The sequence below is a fragment of the Arthrobacter sp. IK3 genome (genome assembly GCF_051337705.1).
Taxonomy (GTDB): domain Bacteria; phylum Actinomycetota; class Actinomycetes; order Actinomycetales; family Micrococcaceae; genus Arthrobacter_B; species Arthrobacter_B koreensis.
Genome location: NZ_JBPPSW010000001.1, coordinates 28,439 through 46,306, shown reverse-complemented (window position 1 = coordinate 46,306; position 17,868 = coordinate 28,439). Strand labels below are relative to the sequence as shown.

Sequence of the window (17,868 nt, the reverse complement as noted above, 5' to 3'; positions counted from 1 at the left end):
ATCGACATGGCAGAAACTGCCCATTTGACGCCCGATACGGGCAGTTTCTGTCATCTCGATGGGGGGGACGGGGCTAGCTCCTCCGCAGGGTTTCGGCGGCTGATTCCAGCAGCAGCGGGACACCTTCTTCGAGGGTGGGTCCGAAGGTGTCCCCGGGGCGTTCGCCCTTGAGGTACCGCGTGTAGATCGCTTCGCAGAAGATGGCGGATTTCCACAGCGCCAGTGCCTGGTACCAGGGCAGGGCGCTGACATCGAGTCCGGTTCGGTCCGCGTATCCGGCCACCAGCTGGTCCCTGCTCCAGTAGCCGGGCTGCTTGGTGACCGAGGTCAGGTCCATCACGGTGGACTCGGCACCGGGTTCGGAGTAGGTGGCGGCGAGGTACCCAAGGTCCGCCAGCGGATCGCCCAGGGTTGCCATTTCCCAGTCCAGGATCCCCGTCACCGTTGCCGGCTGCTGCCGCCCGAACATCAGGTTCCCCAGCCGATAGTCGCCGTGCACCACCGAAGCGCGCTGGGACGCCGGCACACTCGCCCCCAGTTCCTGGGCGAGATGCGCCACCAGCGGCACATCGCGCAGGGTGTTCGCTTCCCAGAGCCCGGCGAACCGCCTGACCTGCCGCTCCAGATACCCCTCCGCACGGCCCAGCCTGGAAAGCTCCGGACCGGTGACGTCCACGCTGTGCAGCCGGGCAAGGGTTTCGACGACGGCGCGGCTGATGTCTCCGCGCTGCTCCGGGGTATCCAGGTGCTCCGGGGCTGATCCGGTAATCACGTGCCCGTCCAGGTAGGACATGACGTAGAACGGCACTCCGAGCAGGGTTTCGTCGCTGCAGACCGCCAGGATCTGCGGCACCGGGATCCCTTCGGCGCCGAGCAGCTGCTGGACCCTGGCTTCGCGCACCATGTCATGCGTGGACCGGGGAAGCGGCGGACGCGGGCCTCGCCGCAGCACGAACGATTCGCCGCCGCGGATGATCCGGTAGGTGATGTTGGACTGTCCGTCGCCGATGCGTTCCCAGGCGAGGTCCCCGCTGCCGAGTCCGTGCGCGTCCAGGAAACCGGTGACGGCGTCCAGCACCAGCAGCGGCGGCCGTTCGAGTGCGGCAGCCTCGGAACCGGTGGAGACAACTTCAGTCCCGTCCGCAGTGGTCTGCAGCCCGCTCACCGCTCCTGCTCCCCGCGGACGACGGCGTCGCCCTGGTAGGGCGCCCCGGCTTCCACTTCCCGGCGCCGCCGGGCCGAAGCCCGCCGCGCGATGGCCCACTTATGGGTCTCGTTCGAACCGTCGTAGATCCGGAACGGGCGCACTTCGTTGAGGTACTGGGCCAGCGGCAGCCCGTCGGAAACCCCGTCCCCGCCGCACAGCTGCACGCAGCGGTCAATCACCCGGTACACGGCTTCGGAGCAGTGCACCTTGGCCACCGAGGACAGGGCTGAGCCGGCCTTCGCATCCGCTGCGAGCAGGTCCGCCGTGCGGGTGATGATCGCGGCCGACGTTTCAATGTCGATCACGCTCTGCGCTATGAGCTCCTGCGCCAGTCCCAGTTCGCTGATGCTCGAACCGAAGATTTCCCGTTTCCCGGTGCGGTCCAGCGCGATGTCCAGCGAGCGCCTGGCCAGTCCCAGCCAGCGCATGCAGTGCGTCAGCCGGGCCGGACCGAGCCGCACCTGGGCATATTTGAAGCCCAGCCCCACTTCGCCGAGGACCGCCGAGTCCGGCACCGCGCAGTCCTCCAGGTAGACGTGCGGGTGGCCGCCTCCGATGGTCCGGTCGATCGTGTGGATGTGCTCCCCCACGCGGATGCCCGGGTTGTCCATGTCCACCAGGAACATGGTGGCACCGGCGGGGGCATCGCCGTCGGCCTCCGTCCGGGCCATGACAATGCAGAACCCGGCGCCGATCGCACCGGAGGTGAACCGCTTATGGCCGTTGATCAGCCAGCCGTCCCGGTTCCGGCGGGCTGTGGTCTGCAGAGCGTCCGGGTCCGACCCGGCGCCCGGGTGCGGTTCGGTCATGCCGAAACAGGACCGGACGTCCCCGGCCGCCAGCGGGGCCAGGTACTGCTGCTTTTGTTCCGGCGTGCCGATGAGCTCGAGCATGTGCATGTTGCCCTCGTCCGGCGCCATGCAGTTCAGGGCGGTGGGGCCGATCGGTGAGTAGCCGGCTTCCTCGAAGATTTCCGGCCAGTCCTGCAGCGGCAGCCCCTGGCCGCCGTACTCCACGGGCACGTGCGGGGCGAAGACGCCGGCGTCCTTGGCTGCCTGCTGGAGGCGGGCACGCTCGGACTCGGTCAGCGCCTGGCCCGGCACCGGCTCGGCGGGCATCACCACCTCCCGGATAAACGCACGTGTACGCCGGCGCAGGTCCGCCACGGCTTCGCGGCCGGGGGCAGTGTGGGCGGGCGCGCCCATCAGGCGGTACCTCCCGCTGCAAGCAGGCCGCCGTCGAGCGTCAGGACCTGCCCGGTGACCCAGGAAGCGTCCGGGGAGACCAGGTAGGTCACCGCGGAAGCGACGTCTTCGGGGGTGCCCAGCCGGCCCAGCGGATAGGCGCTGGTGACGGCGTCTTCCTTGCCTTCGTAGAGGGCCCGCGAGAAGCGGGTCTTCACTACCGCCGGCGAAACGGCATTGACGCGGATCTCCGGGCCAAGTTCGACGGCGAGGGACCGGGTCAGGTGCGAGACCGCTGCCTTGCTGATGCCGTAGAGCCCGATTCCGGGTGAGGGAGTGTCGCCGGAGACTGAGGACAGGTTGACGATTGTTCCGCCGCGTTCACGGAATCCGAGCCCGCTGTGCGCCACGGTGTCCTGCACCCAGGCGAGGGTGCCCAGGACGTTGACCTCGAAAATCTTCCGGGCCGCTTCGAGGTCCATCTCCACCAGCGGGCCGAAGACCGGGTTGATGCCGGCGTTGTTGACCAGGATGTCCAGCCCGCCGAACTCCTTGGCCACGGTGTCCAGTACGTCGGCACGGTGCACCGGGTCATCTGACGCCCCGGCGACGGCGATGGCGCTGCCGTCCGGGAACTGTGCTGCGGCTTCCTTCAGCGCGTCGCTGCGCCGGGCCGTCAAGCAGACCCGCGCGCCCTGGGAGACGAGGTCCCGTGCAATGGCGAGCCCGATCCCGCGGCTGGCGCCGGTGACGATTGCTGTTTTTCCTTCGAGTTTTCCTTGGAGCCCACGGTCAGTTGCCACGGATCATCCTTCCTTGGGGTCTCGCGCAGTCCCCGGCGGCGGATCTTGCCGGTCTGCGTCTTGGGCAGGTCATCGATCACGTGCACGGACCGCGGGTATTTGTAGGCGGCCAGGCGTTCCCTGGTGAAGGCGATCAGTTCTTCTTCGGTGGCCGCCTGACCGGATTTCAGGGACACGTACGCGACGACGGTTTCGCCCCGATATGCATCTGGCATCCCGACGACGGCGGCTTCGTAGACGGCCGGATGTTCATACAGCACGTCCTCCACCTCGCGCGGCCACACCTTGTAGCCGGAGACGTTGATCTGGTCTTTCATCCGGTCAACGATGTACACCCAGCCGGACTCATCCATGGTGGCCACGTCGCCGGTGCGCAGCCGGCCGGCAGGCATGGTTCGGGCGGTTGCTTCGGGGTTGTTCCAGTACCCGGGGACGATCTGCGGTCCGGCGAGTTCGAGTTCTCCCTGTTCCCCGGCCGGCAGCGGATTCCCGGCCGCGTCGATGATGCGGGCAGTGACGTTGGGCAGCGGAAGCCCGATGGAGAGGCTGCCGCTGGCCGGATCCACCGGTGCCTGCACTCCCGGCGGAACACCGATGACGGCAGACGTTGTTTCTGTCATGCCGAAGATGTTGTGGATATAGGCGCCGAACCGTTGCTGGAAGGACTCAACCGTGGAGGGCGGGATGGGAGCACCGCCGGAGTAGAGGGTTTTGGCGGAGGCGAAGTGCTCCGCTCCGGCATCCGGGAGCTGGTAGATGGCGTTGAAGACGGTGATGGAACCGGTGGTGCAGGTGACCCGGTGTTCGGCAAAGGCATCCACCGCCACGGCCGGGTCGGTTCGGTTCACCATAACCAGCGTGGTGTCCGTGAGCAGCGGCGCAGCGGCGTCGATCACGGCGCCGGTAATGTGGAACAGCGGTGCGACGGCAAGCACTGTGTCCCCGGGGGCCAGCCCCATCCAGGCCGAGCAGGTTGCCGCGACGTTGAGGATGTTGCCGTGGGTATTCATCGCACCCTTCGGCGCACCCGTGGTTCCGGAGGTATAGGCCAGCAGGGCGACGTCGTCCTGTGTGATGGTTCGCGGTGCCGGGGCGCGGCCGGTGAATTCGGCGATCAAGGCAGCCATGTCTCCGTCCGGGGACGGCGGCACCGGTTCCGCTGGCCCGAAGATGCGGGGATCGCAGCGGCTCTGGTACTCCAGGCCGGACGTGGTCAGGATCCACTCGACACTGGTTCCTGCGGCGGCCGCTGCCGTTGCCTGGTAGAGGGTGTCATCGGCGAGAATGCCCCGGGCGCCTGAGTCTTCGATCAGATGCCGCAGTTCGCGTTCCTTGTACATGGGGTTCATCAGCACCGCGATGGCACCCAGTTTCCACAGCGCCAGGAAGGCGATCACGTACTGCGGAATGTTCTGCAGCTGGATGCCAATCCGGTCCCCGTGTCCGATCCCCCGGTTTTCGAGCGCGGCCGCGAAGGCATCGGAAAGCCCGTCGAGCTCCGCAGCGCTGATCCGGCCGTCAAAGTAGGCGACTGCTGTTCCGCCGGGGTTCTTCCGGACGCGGTCTTTCCACGCCGCCACCAGCGAAGGGGCCGCCACTTCCAGCCTCGTTGAGACTCCGGCTGGATAGGCACCGGCCCACGCCGGTGAGAGCGCCATGTCCTCCACTGTGTGCCTGCTTCCCTGTAATGGTTCCGCATCTACCTTGCGAGCGATCGCTCGGTAGAAGTAGTGTGAAGAACGTCACAAGGTAGTGTCAACCCCCTTTGGCAACCTAATGTTTTTCCAAACACGAAGAGGTCCGATGGCAAAAGCTGCTGCACAGGAACCGGCTCCCAGCTCCGCCCCCCTGCCCTCCGGCACCCCCGGCTGGCGGAATTACGATATGGATGACCTGCCGCCCATGCTGGCCAGCGCACTGGAGTGCTTCATGGAGCACGGCTACCACGGCACCACCATCCGCCAGCTGGCCGCTCGGACAGGCTTGTCAGTTCCGGGCCTCTACCACTACTACCCCTCGAAGCAGGCGCTACTGGTAGCCATCGCCTCCCATGCCATGAACGATCTGTGGATTCGCAGCGAGCAGGCAATCGCCGAGGCCGGCGGCAACCTTTCCCGCCGGTTCGACCTGCTCGTCGAGTGCCTGGTGCTTTTCCACGCGCGGCGACGCGGCCAGGCCTTCATCGCTTTCAGCGAGATCCGCTCCCTGGAACCGGACGCCCGCGCCGCCCACATCGCGGCCCGGGACCGGCAGCAGCGCCTCATGGACACGATCCTTGAAGAGGGAACGGCGGCGGGAATCTTCTCCGCACCGCACCCGCGTGAGGCGGGTACCGCCGTCGTCACCATGTGCACCGGCGTCGCACAGTGGTTCCGGCTGGACGGTGAGCTGACTCCGGAGCAGCTGGCGGAACGCTACCGCACCATCGCCCGCATGGCCGTGGGGGCCAGGCCGGCCTAGGGAGCTGCCAGGGGTTCGGCGCCCGGACGGCCACCGGCTGGGGGCTGCCCGCCGGGGCCTCCCGGCCCTCCGGAAACACCGCCTCCGGGAGCACCTCCCGCGGAAGGCTCCGTGCGGGTGTCCACCGGGACGGCCAGGGTCGCTGAGTAGCCCTGGCCGACGCTGCCGGTGACCGTGCCCAGCTGGCTCTCACCGCCGTCGTCGCCAAACACGTTATCGCCTTCCAGCGTGACCCCGGACAGATTCTGCACCGAGGCCTCGTACCCGGAGGTGGCATAGACCGCGTTGCAGGCGTCCTCCGGAAGCGCCATCTGGGAGGTGGCAATGGCGTTGGCTGAATCGGTGATGGAAGCTTCGTCGGGGTAGACCTCGAAGTGGATATGCGGCCAGCGGCCCGAATAGCAGGCCGGGAAGATGCTGGTGAACCGGACTGCGCCGTCGCCGTCGGCAATCTGGACCCCGCGGAGGTAGTTCTGGTCCTCCACACCCTCGGAGTACATCGAGTACAGCCCCTCCCGCGTGCAGTGCCACACGTAGACGGCCACTCCGGCAAAGGGAGCACCCCCGTTGGCCAGGTCCGTGACCTTCAGTTCCAGATCCAGGGGAATGCCCTCGGCGGTGCCGGAGGACTCGCCAAAACTGGAGCGGATATCGCTGCGGACAATGCCGCTTTGTTCCAGTACATCCGGACCATTGGATCCGTCGCCCGGATAGGGACCCGCTGTCTCATCGGGGATCTCCCCCTCCGCCCCGGCAGGTCCACCGCAGGCCGCAAGTCCAAAACCGAGGGCGCCGATGCCGAACGCCTTCAGGACCTGCCGCCGCTGGAGGAGGGTCCCGACGTCGATTGGCAGGCCCTGGTCTTCCAGGTCCTCTTCCGGGCGGGGAAGCGGACGGCCCTGATAGGTGGCTTTCGGGTGCGGCATGGTTCTCCTCTTCTTCCGGAACTCTCCGGATTGAGGCTAGGCCCGCTTCCTATGTCGCGGCTGTGCCGGAGCTGTCCTTCGGGTAGAGCTCATCCAGCAGCGCCAGTCCGCGCTGTGCCCAGGCAATTTCAGATTCGGCCCGCGCAGTGAGCCCTTCATAGGTGAACCGCTTGAAGGCGGCTACGCGGGAATGGTCTGCGGAGGGGAAGGTCGCCAGGCGGCGGTTGAGCATGTCCGAGGTGCCGCCGTCAATCTCCTGGATCTTCTGCTGCCACTGGAGAAGGCGCGCGCCGTAGTGCTCGGCGTGGGCCAGCAGCTGGCTGCGGGCCGCGTCCGGATCCGCCCACTCCAGGTAGGCAGCCTTGAGGTGCATTGGATCCCGTTCGCGCGGATAGTCCAGCTGCGTGTTCACCCAGGTCCGGAATGCTTCACGGCCGGCATCCGTCACGTGGTACTGCCGCTTGCGTCCCTTGGTGCCCCAGGCGACTTCCTCGCCCTCCAGCAGGCCGTCACGCTCCATGCGGCGCAGCTCGGGATAGATCTGCGAGTCCGGCGCATGCCAGACATAGCCAACGGACGATTCGAACTGCTTGTACAGGTCATAGCCGGTCATGGGCTCCACGTTCAGCAGCGCCAGCAGTGCGTACCGAAGGCTCATGACGGCCCCATTCCGTAAAAAGAAATCCCTTGCCTAACCACTATAGACATAGATACTGTGGCGCATATCACTAACTATCTATGTCGATAGTGAGTTGTACCGCCGCATCAGTGCAGATGCTCCTGGAAGGAACGCAATGACTGCCGTCTCGACCGATACTGGAATCAACAGCCACACACAGAGCTCCACCACGTCCAAGGTGCTGGGCTACCCGCTGAACGCCTGGTACGTGGCTGCCTGGGACCACGAGGTGACCCGCAAGCCCATGTCCCGTCGGATCGCCGACCGCCCGCTGGCGCTCTACCGGACCGAGGACGGCAAGGCCGTAGCCCTGGCCGACGCCTGCTGGCACCGCCTGGCCCCGCTGTCCATGGGCAAGACCACCGGACGGGACGGGATCCAGTGCCCGTACCACGGGATCGTCTACAACTCGGCGGGCCGCTGCATCTCCATGCCGGCCCAGGAAACCATCAACCCCAGCGCCACGGTGCCCTCCTTCCCCGTGATCGAACGCCACCGCTACGTCTGGGTCTGGCTCGGCGACCCCACCCTGGCCGATCCGGACGCCGTGCCGGACATGCACCAGATGTCATCCGACGAATGGGCCGGCGACGGCGAGACCATCTTCGCGCCGTGCAACTACCAGTTGGTCCTGGACAACCTGATGGACCTCACCCATGAAGAGTTCGTCCACTCCTCCTCCATTGGCCAGGACGAGCTGAGCGAATCCGAATTCGTCGTCACGCATGACGACGACACCGTCACAGTGACCCGCTGGATGCTTAACATCGATCCGCCGCCCTTCTGGCTCAAGAACATGCGGGACAAATTCCCCGGCTTTGAAGGCAAGGTGGACCGGTGGCAGATCATCACCTACCGCGCGCCGTCGACCATCAACATTGACGTGGGCGTGGCGAAGGCAGGAACTGGCGCACCGCAGGGTGACCGCAGCCAGGGCGTGAACGGATTCGTCATGAACACCATCACCCCGGAGACGGCGAAGACCTGCCACTACTTCTGGGCCTTCATGCGCAATTACCGGCTGGACAGCCAGCTCATCACCACCCAGCTGCGCAATGGTGTCCACGGCGTCTTCGGCGAGGATGAGGAAATGCTCGCCGCGCAGCAGGCGGCGATCGACGCGAACCCGGACTACGAGTTCTACAACCTGAACATCGACGCCGGCGGCATGTGGGTGAGGCGGCTGATCGAACGCCGGCTCGAGGCCGAGGGACGCCGTCCGGACGGAAGCAGGCTCCCGTCCGGTGTCCGGCAGAGCGCGGCACTGGGCTAGGCGATGGCTGCAACAAATGTTGAGGCCTGGCAGCGCGCCGTCGTCCGGGAAACCCGGGACGTAGCGGAGGGCATCCGCCGCATTGTGCTGGCCCCCGGAGAACCGGTTCCGGCCGCGGCGGGAACCCATGTGGACGTCATGGTCACCATTGACGGCGAGAAGGACCGCCGCTCCTACTCGATCGTTGAAGCGCACGACGGCGGCAGGGAACTGGCGATCAGCGTCTTCCGTACCGCGGCGTCCCGCGGCGGGTCGGTCTTCATGCATACCCTGGCACCGGGGGACGAGCTGGAAATTACCCAGCCGCTGCAGAACTTTCCGCTGCGCGTAGGTGCGCCGCGCTATGTCCTGCTGGCAGGCGGCGTGGGCATCACCGCCATCCTGAACATGGCCCGGGTCCTGAAGAACGTGAAGGCCGACTACCGTCTGGTCTATGCCGGACGGAACCGCAGCGCCATGGCCTACCTGGCCGAGCTGCAGGCCGAGCACGGTGACGCCCTTGAAATCCACGTGGATGCCGAAGGCAGTGCGCTGTCCGTTACGGAATTGGTCGCAGGGCTGCAGGACGGAACGGAACTGTACATGTGCGGACCGATCCGCCTGATGGACGCGGTACGCCGGTCCTGGCGGGACCATGGTCTGGACCCCGCCAACCTGCGGTATGAGACGTTCGGCAACTCCGGCTGGTACCGCCCGGAGGAGTTCATTGTGCGGGTGCCGCGGCTGGGACTTGAAACCCGGGTGGGGCCCGGACGGTCCATGCTCGAAGCCCTCGAAGACGCCGGGGCGGACATGATGTTCGACTGCCGCAAGGGCGAATGCGGGCTGTGCGAAGTGCGGATCCTGCAGCTGGAAGGCACAGTGGACCACCGGGACGTCTTCTACAGCGAACGCCAGCAGCGGGCCCGGGAGAAAATGTGCTGCTGCGTCTCGCGTGCCGTCACAGATTCCGCCGCAGGGCCCGGAACTTCCGGGCTCCGCGCCGGTCCCGCCGTCGTCACCATTGAGGTCTCCTAAACAGTTCTGTGATACGTCTTACGAAGGCGCGGCGGCTACCTGCCTGAGCAGGCATGAAGCCGCGCATTCGTATAGATTGAACTGAGCATTCCGCATAACGGAATGGTCGGTGAGTCACCGAATTACTTTGAGGGGACCCCGCCCTCAACCGAGAGGCTGCATATGAGCGTCAGTGAAGACAGAACGGACATCCTCAGCGGGCTGACCAGCCAGCTGCCGGATCGTGACCCGGAAGAAACCGCGGAATGGATTGAATCCCTTGACGAGCTGATCCGCTCGCAGGGCACGGAGCGTGCGCAGTTCATCATGCGCTCGCTGCTCCAGCGGGCAGGATCCCGCTCCGTTGGTGTTCCCATGGTGACCACCACCGACTACGTCAACACCATCCCGGTGGACCAGGAACCCGAGTTCCCCGGCGACGAGGAAACCGAACGCCGCTACCGCGCCTGGCTGCGCTGGAACGCCGCAGTCATGGTGCACCGCGCGCAGCGCCCGGGCATCGGCGTCGGCGGCCACATCTCCACCTACGCCGGAGCCGCCACCCTGTACGAAGTGGGCATGAACCACTTCTTCCGCGGCAAGGACCACCCCGGCGGCGGCGACCAGGTCTTCTTCCAGGGCCATGCATCCCCCGGCGTCTACGCCCGCGCCTTCCTCGAAGGCCGCCTGAGCGAGGAGGACCTCGACGGGTTCCGGCAGGAAAAGTCCCGTGAGGGACACGCACTGTCCTCCTACCCGCACCCGCGGAACATGCCCGATTTCTGGGAGTTCCCCACCGTCTCCATGGGCATCGGCCCCATGAACGCCATTTACCAGGCGCAGTCCAACCGCTACCTGCACAACCGCGGACTCAAGGACACCTCGGACCAGCATGTCTGGGCGTTCCTGGGCGACGGCGAAATGGACGAGCCGGAATCGCGCGGCCTGCTCCAGCTCGCCGCCAATGACAAGCTGGACAACCTGACCTTCGTGGTCAACTGCAACCTGCAGCGCCTGGACGGACCCGTCCGCGGCAACGGCAAGATCATGCAGGAACTGGAAGCCTTCTTCCGCGGTGCCGGCTGGAACGTCATCAAGGTTGTCTGGGGCCGCGAGTGGGACTCGCTGCTCGAGAAGGACAACGACGGCGCGCTCGTGGACATCATGAACTCCACGCTCGACGGCGATTACCAGACCTACAAGGCCGAGTCCGGCGGATTCGTCCGTGAACACTTCTTCGGCAAGACTCCGCAGACCAAGGACATGGTTGCGGACCTGAGCGACCAGGAAATCTGGAACCTCAAGCGCGGCGGCCACGACTACCGCAAGGTCTACGCTGCCTACAAGGCTGCCACCGAGTTCAAGGGCAAGCCGACCGTCATCCTGGCGCACACCGTCAAGGGCTACGGCCTGGGCACGCACTTCGAAGCGCGCAACGCCACGCACCAGATGAAGAAGCTGACCCTGGAGGACCTGAAGGCCTTCCGCGACCACCTGCGCATCCCCATCACGGATGAGCAGCTGGAAGCCGATCCGTACCAGCCGCCGTACTACCACCCGGGAGCCGACTCCCCGGAGATCAAGTACCTGCTGGAACGCCGCCGTGAACTGGGCGGCAACGTGCCCGAACGCCGCGAGAAGCACGCCCCGGTGAAGCTGCCGGAGGCCTCTGCCTACGAGGTGGCCAACCGCGGTTCCGGCAAGCAGCTGGCTGCCACCACCATGGCCTTCGTCCGCCTGCTCAAGGACCTCATGCGGGACAAGGAATTCGGCAAGCGCATTGTGCCGATCATCCCCGATGAGGCCCGTACCTTCGGCATGGACTCGTTCTTCCCGACGGCCAAGATCTACAACCCCAAGGGACAGAACTACCTCTCCGTGGACCGGGACCTCGTCCTGGCGTACAAGGAGTCCCCGCAGGGCCAGATTGTGCACGTGGGCATCAACGAAGCCGGTTCCATCGCAGCGTTCACCGCTGCGGGCAGCGCCTACGCCACCCACGGCGAACCGCTGATCCCGGTCTACGTGTTCTACTCCATGTTCGGTTTCCAGCGCACCGCGGACTACATCTGGGCAGCAGCTGACCAGATGGCACGCGGTTTCCTGATCTCCGCCACTGCCGGCCGCACCACCCTGACCGGTGAAGGCCTGCAGCACGCTGACGGGCACTCCCCGATCCTGGCCTCCACCAACCCCGCGGTGAAGACCTACGATCCGGCGTACGGCTACGAGATCGGCCACATCATGCGCCGCGGCCTCGAAGAGATGTACGGAGAAGATTCCGAAGACCGGAACCTGATCTACAACATCATGGTTTACAACGAGCCGATCCTTCAGCCGAAGGCGCCGGAAAACCTGGACGTTGAAGGTGTCATCAAGGGCATCTACAAGGTCTCGGCCTCCGATGCAGAAGGCCCCAAGGCCCAGCTCCTCGCTTCCGGCGTGGCAGTCCCATGGGCATTGGAGGCCCAGCAGCTGCTTGCCAGCGACTGGGGCGTCTCCGCCGACGTCTGGTCGGTGACCTCCTGGAACGAACTGCGCCGAGACGGCCTGGCAGCGGAGGAAGAAGCCTTCCTCAACCCCGGCTCCGAACCGCGCGTGCCGTTCGTGACCCAGCAGCTGGCCGGCGCCGAAGGACCGATTGTGGCCTCCACGGACTACATGAAGGCCGTGCCGGACCAGATCCGCCAGTTCGTACCGAACGACTTCGCGTCCCTGGGCGCGGACGACTTCGGCTTCGCTGACACCCGTGCAGCGGCCCGGCGCTACTTCAAGATCGACAGCCACTCCATGGTGGTCAAGACCCTGCAGCTGCTTGCGGCCCGCGGTGAAGTGGATAAGGACGCTCCGCGCCTGGCGATGGAGAAGTATGACCTGCTGAACGTGAATGCAGGTACCAGCGGCAATGCGGGCGGCGACGCCTAAGTCCCCGTCTCACGAAGGAAGGGCCGGAAACCGTACGCGGTTTCCGGCCCTTCCCTCTTTCGGTTGGTCTCTCAGCGGTGCCGCAGGTCCTCCGCGACCTCCCGCGCGGCTGCTTGGAGCAGCGGAATTGCCCGCTGCCCAAAGGCTTCGTCCACCCGGGAGACCGGTCCGGACACCGAGATCGCGGTGGGGCTGGGCGCACCGGGCACGGCGACGGCGAAGCAGCGCACACCCAGCTCCTGCTCCTGCTCATCCACGGACCAGCCGCGCCGGCGGATCAGTTCCAGGTCCGCCAAGAGCCCATCGAGGCCGGTGATGCTGGCTTCCGTAGCTGCGGGCAGCCCTGTACGGGCCACAATGCCGCGAACCTGGTCATCCGGGAGCTGCGCCAGGACCGCCTTTCCGACGCCGGTGGCATGGGCATGGGCCCGCCGGCCCACTTCGGTGAAGGTCCGCATGGAGTGCCTGGACGGCGCCTGGGCGATGTACAGCACCTGGTCCGAGTCCAGGACGGCCATGTTGGCTGTTTCGCCCAGCTGGTCAACGAGTTTTTTCAGCACCGGCAGCGCCAGGGCACCCTGCTGTGCGGTTGCCCCTTCGCCAAGCCGGATCAGCCGGGGCCCCAGGGCGTACCGGCGGTTCGGCAGCTGGCGGACGTAGCCCAGGCCAACCAGGGTGCGCAGCAGGCGGTGGATGGTGGGCAGTGGCAGGTCCGCAGTGGCCGCGAGCTCGCTGAGCGCCGCCGAACCGCCGGCGTCCGTAATGAGCTCCAGCAGCTCGAAGGCCCGCTCCACCGACTGCACTCCGGGGCCAGCGGTTCGCTCAGCCATCACGGCAGGTCCTTCCGGTACGGTTCACCAAGGCGAACAGTTCAGCACTACGTTCTCATTCCGTATCGCAAACAATATTATCCGTTCTACGGAAGTCTCAGAGGAGGCACTGCCATGACTGGACCCTTGCGGGACCTGACCGTGAACTGTTCCATCATGCTCGCGGATCTTCCGCTGCTGGAGCGCCCGGCTGCAGCGGCAGCGGCGGGGTTCAGCGCCGTCGAATTCTGGTGGCCGTTCGAATCGCCGGTTCCCGGGGATCGGGAGGTGGATGCCTTCCTCACCGCAGTCTCCGACGCCGGCGTCCGGCTGACCGGGCTCAACTTCTATGCCGGGAACATGCCGGACGGGGAGCGCGGCGTGCTCTCCTCTCCCTCCCGCAGCGCAGCCTTCCGTTCCAGTCTGGAGACCACTGCCGGCATCGCCGAGCGGACGGGGTGCCGCGGGTTCAACGCACTGTACGGCCTGCCGGAGGAAAACACCGTCCCGGCCGCCCGTGCAGACTGTGCGGTGGAGAATCTGGCTGCGGCCGCCGACGCCGTCTCCTCCCTGGGCGGGACGGTCCTGCTGGAGCCGCTCAGCGGGGTCCCCGGGTACCCCCTCCGGACCGCAGCCGACTGCTTCGCCGTCCTCGAACGGGTGCACGGCACCGGACGGCAGAACCTCGCCCTGCTGGCGGACTTCTACCACCTGGCCGTCAACGGCGAGGACGTACCGGCCCTCATCGCCGGGCACGCGGCGTCGTTCGGGCACATCCAGCTCGCCGACGCTCCGGGACGCGGTGCCCCCGGAACCGGCGGCCTGCCTTTGGCACGGTGGACGGCGTCGGCCATCGCCGCGGGCTACCGGGGATTAATCAGCCTGGAATACCTCAGCCCCAGCGCGGAGGCCTTCACCTGGCTGGAGCCGTACCGGGCGGCCGCGGAGTAAACCCTGGCGCGGAGGTTCCTGCCGGTGCCGTGGGGAGTTATCGGGTGCGGGAGGTGCGCAGCGGCAGCCGGTGCAGTTCGACGTCGACCGTTCCGTTGCCGATGTTCGCCACCATATAGGTGCAGTACGGCTGGCGGCGCCGGTCCGTCGGGGACCCCGGGTTGAGCAGCCGCAGCCCGTTTGGCGTGGTGGTGTCCCAGGGAATGTGGCTGTGCCCAAAGACCAGCAGGTCAGTGTCCGTGAATGCGCCCTGCATACGCGCTTCACGGCCCTTTGCCGCACCGGTTTCATGCACGACGGCGATGCGCACGCCGCCGACGACTGCGGTGCCTGCCTCCGGCAGCCTGGCGCGGAGTCCGGGTCCGTCATTGTTCCCCCAGCAGCCCAGCAGTGCGTGCGAACGTTCCTGCAGCTCGTCCAGGAGGTTCTCGCTGACCCAGTCACCGGCGTGAATGACCAGGTCTGCCGCTTCCACTTCATCCCACACCTCTGCCGGCAGCGCCCTGGCCCGCTTTGGCACATGGGTGTCTGCAATTAGCAGCGCCCTGGTTGTCATTCCCACTTCCCTCTCGGTGCATTCCCCACGGGCACGTTCCGGGCCCGGACCCTAGGTTAGCCCGGTATTGATTCGCCGGCCGGGCCTACGGGTTCGCCCAGTCCAGGGAAACCCGGACCTGGCCCCGGGTTCCGTCCTTGTAGGTCAACTCCAACGGGATGCCGGCGTCCGGATAGTCCTTCAGCTCGTCCCCGGGAAACCACAGCACAAAGTACCCGTTGGCAACACTGCCGCTCACCTCACCCTGGGTATGACTGGCATAGGAGACAGCGCTGACATCGGCTCCCGCGGCACCCACAACCATGGAAAGCTCGCCAGCAGAAGTGGATCCCATCCCCATGGCGGTGGGAAGCAAGCCACGCGCAGCGGGCCCAGCTCCGCCCGGAGTCTTGCCTGAGTACCCAAAAGAACCGCCGAAGAGAGACCCGTCAGTAACGCACATGGATGAGAAGCCGCCTGGGCCGGAGAGGACAACCGTGGTCCACTCGCCCCGGCGCTCGGCAATTGCCACGCTTGCTCCTGCGGATTCGCGAGCCGTGTTCCGGTCCGACGAACGGCAGTCGTTCCCGGCCTTCTCGCTGCCTTCCGGACCCAGGGCAGACGGTGTCTGGGTCCAGCTGGCATACGCCGGATCACCGCCGCCAAGCACCGGAACGGCAAGAATCGCCAGGGCAGCTGCTGCGGCGGCACAGCCAAGGACAAGACGGCGGTTCCTTCGCGTCCGCGCGGGTATCGTCCGCAACTCTTCGCCGGCGTGGTCAGCAGCCAGTATCCGTTCAACGTCCGCAGTTCTCCGCTCCGGTCCTGTACCGGCCGGGGCAGCAGCGTCCAGTGACTTCAGCAGCACATCTGTTTCTTCATCCCGCAGCATTACGGTTTCCTTTCGGCAGCAGGTACCCGCACCGCGGCGGCAGCGGGAAGATGGTCCAGCAGCAGCCGCAGCGCCCGGCGGGCGCGGGTGAGCCGGATCCGGTAGGCGACCGGGGAAATGCCCAGGACAGCCGCAGCCTGCGGCCCTGGAAGGTCCTCGAAGACAGCCAGCCCCAGGGCTTCCTGGTGGACCTCGAACAGCTGCCGCCAGGCGCGGGCAACATCCATCCGCTGCTCCGCGAAGTCAATCTCGGCCGAAGAGACCGGGACTGAAACGGCTTCACTGAGGCGGACGCCCAGCGCGCTGCGGCGCTGCTCGCCGCGGCGGCCGTTCAGCATCATGTTGCGGCCTATGCCAAAGATCCAGGCACGCCGGTCCGCCTCGCCTGCGGGCAGGTCCTCGAACCTGCGCCACACCACCAGGAAGGTTTCGGCGACGAGGTCCTCGGCATGGCCGGCGCCCGTGCGCCGCTGCACGAACCTCAGCAGGTCCGGGTACACGGCGGCATAGAGAGCCCTAAAGCGCGCCTCACGGTCCGGCTTTCCTGGGAACTGGGTCATACCCCGTACCTGTCCGCCATGCGCCCGAGTGTTTCACACCGGCACCGGGGATTTTCTAGCCGGCGTACTGGCGCTTCAGGTCAGCCTTGCGGATCTTGCCGCTGGCCGTGCGCGGAAAATCGGAAACGATCTCCACGGTTTTGGGAATCTTGTAGCGTGCCAGGCGGCCGTCCAGGTGCGCGGCCACCTCGGCCGGCTCCAGCGTGAACCCGTCCCGCAGGGTTACCAGCGCCTTCGGCACCTCGCCCCACTTCTCATCCGCCACACCGATGACCGCGACGCCGCTAACCGCATCCAGCTCGCTGATGATCTGCTCCACTTCGGCGGGGTAGATGTTCTCTCCGCCGGAAATGATCATGTCCTTCAGCCGGTCAGAGATGAAGAGGAACCCGTCGGCGTCGAAATAGCCCATGTCCCCGGAGCGGAACCAGTGTCCGTCCACAAAGGCAGCTTCAGTGGCGTCCGGCCGGTTCCAGTAGGACTTGATGACATTCGGCCCGCTGATCTGTACCTCGCCCACTTCGCCGGGGTCGGCGTCGCTCCCGTCCAGCCGGGCCACACGGACGGAGGTAAAGAAGTGCGGAGCGCCGGCGGAACCGGCCTTCTCCCGCGAGAACAGCGGGGGCAGGGCGGTGGCGCCGGGCGCCGTTTCGGTCATGCCGTAGCCGCCAGAGAAGCTCAGGCCGCGTTCCTCGTACGCGTCGATCACGCGCAGCGGCACGGCTGACCCGCCGCAGGTGAGCTTGCGGAGCGAGCTGATGTCCCGCTTGTCCCAGTCAGGGTGTTCGCACAGCAGCTGGTAGGTGGTGGGGACGCCGCTGATGTAGGTGGCCCGGTACTTCTCGATGAGTTCAAGGGTCCGCCCCGGCTCGAACCGGGTTTCGAGGATCACGGTGGCACCCTTGAGCAGGTTCGGCAGCACCCCCATGTCCAGGGACGCGACGTGGAACAGCGGTGAGATCATCAGCGCAATATCGTTCTCCGCGACGTCATAGTCCACCAGCACGTTGAAGCAGTTCCAGGCCAGGTTGGCGTGGGTGAGCAGGGCGCCCTTCGGCTGTCCGGTGGTCCCGGACGTGTAGAGGATGATCGCGGCGTCCTCGAGGGACACCGGAGCATCCGCGAAGCCGGACGGTGCCTCGAAGGCCGGCTCGTACGGCTGGACCCGGCCCTCGGGATCCTCGGCACGGACGGCACCTGTGCCGTCATCCACCAGGAGACGGAGCTCGACGCCGGTGCCCCGTGAGCCGCGGACCGCAAGCTCGTCCAGGGCCAGGGTGTTCACCAGCACGGTGCTGCCGGAGTCCTGGAGCGCGAACTGGATCTCGGGCGGAGCCAGCCGGGTGTTCAGTGGAACGAAGACCGCGCCAAGGGAACCGGCGGCGAAGAAGGTCTCAAGGAAGGAGGGGTGGTTGTCGCCAAGGAAAGCCACGCGCGTTCCCTGCCGGACTCCTGCCGCGCGCAGCGCTGCGGCGAGGCTGTTGATCCGATCGTCCAGCTCCGCGTAGCTCGTTGCCTGGTCACGGAAGACCAGTGCCGTTCTGGAACCTGACTTGATCCGCTGGCGGTGGATCCATGACCCAAGGCCCTGGTTCTGCATTGCTGAAACGTCCTTCATCCGTGCCGGGTGGTTTGGGTGTTGGCGAGCGGGTGTGCCGGAGTCCGCCT

At 66.4% G+C, this 17,868-nt stretch carries 16 protein-coding genes; 5 read left to right on the top strand and 11 right to left on the bottom strand.

Translation table 11 applies throughout. The annotated features are described in order from the left end of the window. Positions 1 to 73 precede the first annotated feature (73 nt). Genes ACSLGO_RS00210 through ACSLGO_RS00195 form a run of 4 tightly spaced genes read right to left on the bottom strand, consistent with a single transcriptional unit; the run spans position 74 to position 4,852 of the window. Positions 74 to 1,165 (bottom strand): phosphotransferase family protein, encoded by a 1,092-nt coding sequence (locus ACSLGO_RS00210; protein WP_436399677.1) that lies wholly within the window; start codon positions 1,163 to 1,165, stop codon positions 74 to 76. After that, a complete protein-coding gene (locus ACSLGO_RS00205) occupies positions 1,162 to 2,412 on the bottom strand; it encodes an acyl-CoA dehydrogenase family protein (RefSeq protein WP_436399676.1) in 1,251 nt (416 codons plus the stop codon). The genes ACSLGO_RS00210 and ACSLGO_RS00205 overlap by 4 nt, the downstream gene beginning before the upstream one ends. Further along, positions 2,412 to 3,122 carry an SDR family oxidoreductase gene (locus tag ACSLGO_RS00200; RefSeq protein ID WP_436399817.1) on the bottom strand — a complete coding sequence of 237 codons (711 nt, stop codon included), beginning with the start codon at positions 3,120 to 3,122 and terminating at the stop codon, positions 2,412 to 2,414. Before ACSLGO_RS00200 ends, ACSLGO_RS00205 begins: the two co-directional genes overlap by 1 nt. Then, positions 3,068 to 4,852: a class I adenylate-forming enzyme family protein gene (locus ACSLGO_RS00195; RefSeq protein ID WP_436399675.1), complete on the bottom strand. Its 1,785-nt coding sequence runs from the start codon at positions 4,850 to 4,852 to the stop codon at positions 3,068 to 3,070. The genes ACSLGO_RS00200 and ACSLGO_RS00195 overlap by 55 nt, the downstream gene beginning before the upstream one ends. A 145-nt stretch (positions 4,853 to 4,997) precedes the next feature. On the opposite strand from ACSLGO_RS00195, the gene ACSLGO_RS00190 reads away from it, so the two are divergent. After that, positions 4,998 to 5,654, top strand: a complete 657-nt coding sequence (locus tag ACSLGO_RS00190) for a TetR/AcrR family transcriptional regulator (protein WP_436399674.1) — start codon at positions 4,998 to 5,000, stop codon at positions 5,652 to 5,654. On the opposite strand, the gene ACSLGO_RS00185 is transcribed toward ACSLGO_RS00190, so the two are convergent. Together ACSLGO_RS00185 and ACSLGO_RS00180 are read right to left on the bottom strand one after the other, a co-directional pair. Then, complete coding sequence (locus ACSLGO_RS00185; RefSeq protein ID WP_436399673.1) at positions 5,651 to 6,580, bottom strand: intradiol ring-cleavage dioxygenase; 930 nt, start codon at positions 6,578 to 6,580, stop codon at positions 5,651 to 5,653. The two genes, ACSLGO_RS00190 and ACSLGO_RS00185, sit on opposite strands and share 4 nt — an antisense overlap. A 49-nt stretch (positions 6,581 to 6,629) precedes the next feature. Continuing rightward, positions 6,630 to 7,238: a PadR family transcriptional regulator gene (locus tag ACSLGO_RS00180; RefSeq protein WP_325785981.1), complete on the bottom strand. Its 609-nt coding sequence runs from the start codon at positions 7,236 to 7,238 to the stop codon at positions 6,630 to 6,632. Positions 7,239 to 7,374: 136 nt separating this feature from the next. On the opposite strand from ACSLGO_RS00180, the gene ACSLGO_RS00175 reads away from it, so the two are divergent. The 3 genes from ACSLGO_RS00175 to aceE all read left to right on the top strand — a co-directional run bounded on the left by ACSLGO_RS00175 (position 7,375) and on the right by aceE (position 12,453). Beyond that, a complete protein-coding gene (locus ACSLGO_RS00175; protein ID WP_325785982.1) occupies positions 7,375 to 8,532 on the top strand; it encodes an aromatic ring-hydroxylating dioxygenase subunit alpha in 1,158 nt (385 codons plus the stop codon). A 3-nt stretch (positions 8,533 to 8,535) separates the two neighbouring features. Next, positions 8,536 to 9,549 carry a PDR/VanB family oxidoreductase gene (locus ACSLGO_RS00170; RefSeq protein WP_436399672.1) on the top strand — a complete coding sequence of 338 codons (1,014 nt, stop codon included), beginning with the start codon at positions 8,536 to 8,538 and terminating at the stop codon, positions 9,547 to 9,549. Between the two features lie 162 nt (positions 9,550 to 9,711). Next, positions 9,712 to 12,453 carry a pyruvate dehydrogenase (acetyl-transferring), homodimeric type gene (gene aceE / locus ACSLGO_RS00165; protein ID WP_263127699.1) on the top strand — a complete coding sequence of 914 codons (2,742 nt, stop codon included), beginning with the start codon at positions 9,712 to 9,714 and terminating at the stop codon, positions 12,451 to 12,453. A 71-nt stretch (positions 12,454 to 12,524) separates the two neighbouring features. Here aceE and ACSLGO_RS00160 read toward each other — a convergent pair whose 3' ends face one another. Continuing rightward, complete coding sequence (locus tag ACSLGO_RS00160) at positions 12,525 to 13,283, bottom strand: IclR family transcriptional regulator (protein WP_091601481.1); 759 nt, start codon at positions 13,281 to 13,283, stop codon at positions 12,525 to 12,527. A 114-nt stretch (positions 13,284 to 13,397) separates the two neighbouring features. On the opposite strand from ACSLGO_RS00160, the gene ACSLGO_RS00155 reads away from it, so the two are divergent. Beyond that, positions 13,398 to 14,213 (top strand): hydroxypyruvate isomerase family protein, encoded by an 816-nt coding sequence (locus ACSLGO_RS00155; protein ID WP_436399671.1) that lies wholly within the window; start codon positions 13,398 to 13,400, stop codon positions 14,211 to 14,213. A 37-nt stretch (positions 14,214 to 14,250) separates the two neighbouring features. Here the strand turns inward: ACSLGO_RS00155 and ACSLGO_RS00150 are convergent, their stop codons facing one another. The 4 genes from ACSLGO_RS00150 to ACSLGO_RS00135 form a co-directional block, all read right to left on the bottom strand. Further along, positions 14,251 to 14,769, bottom strand: coding sequence for a metallophosphoesterase family protein (locus ACSLGO_RS00150; protein ID WP_386917156.1), 519 nt, complete (start codon positions 14,767 to 14,769; stop codon positions 14,251 to 14,253). An 85-nt stretch (positions 14,770 to 14,854) separates the two neighbouring features. After that, on the bottom strand, positions 14,855 to 15,640 hold the full coding sequence (locus ACSLGO_RS00145; RefSeq protein ID WP_377955208.1) for a hypothetical protein: 786 nt from the start codon (positions 15,638 to 15,640) through the stop codon (positions 14,855 to 14,857). Further along, positions 15,640 to 16,200, bottom strand: a complete 561-nt coding sequence (locus ACSLGO_RS00140; RefSeq protein ID WP_436399670.1) for a sigma-70 family RNA polymerase sigma factor — start codon at positions 16,198 to 16,200, stop codon at positions 15,640 to 15,642. Before ACSLGO_RS00140 ends, ACSLGO_RS00145 begins: the two co-directional genes overlap by 1 nt. A 55-nt stretch (positions 16,201 to 16,255) precedes the next feature. After that, positions 16,256 to 17,800, bottom strand: coding sequence for an acyl-CoA synthetase (locus ACSLGO_RS00135; RefSeq protein ID WP_091601596.1), 1,545 nt, complete (start codon positions 17,798 to 17,800; stop codon positions 16,256 to 16,258). Positions 17,801 to 17,868: the final 68 nt, after the last annotated feature.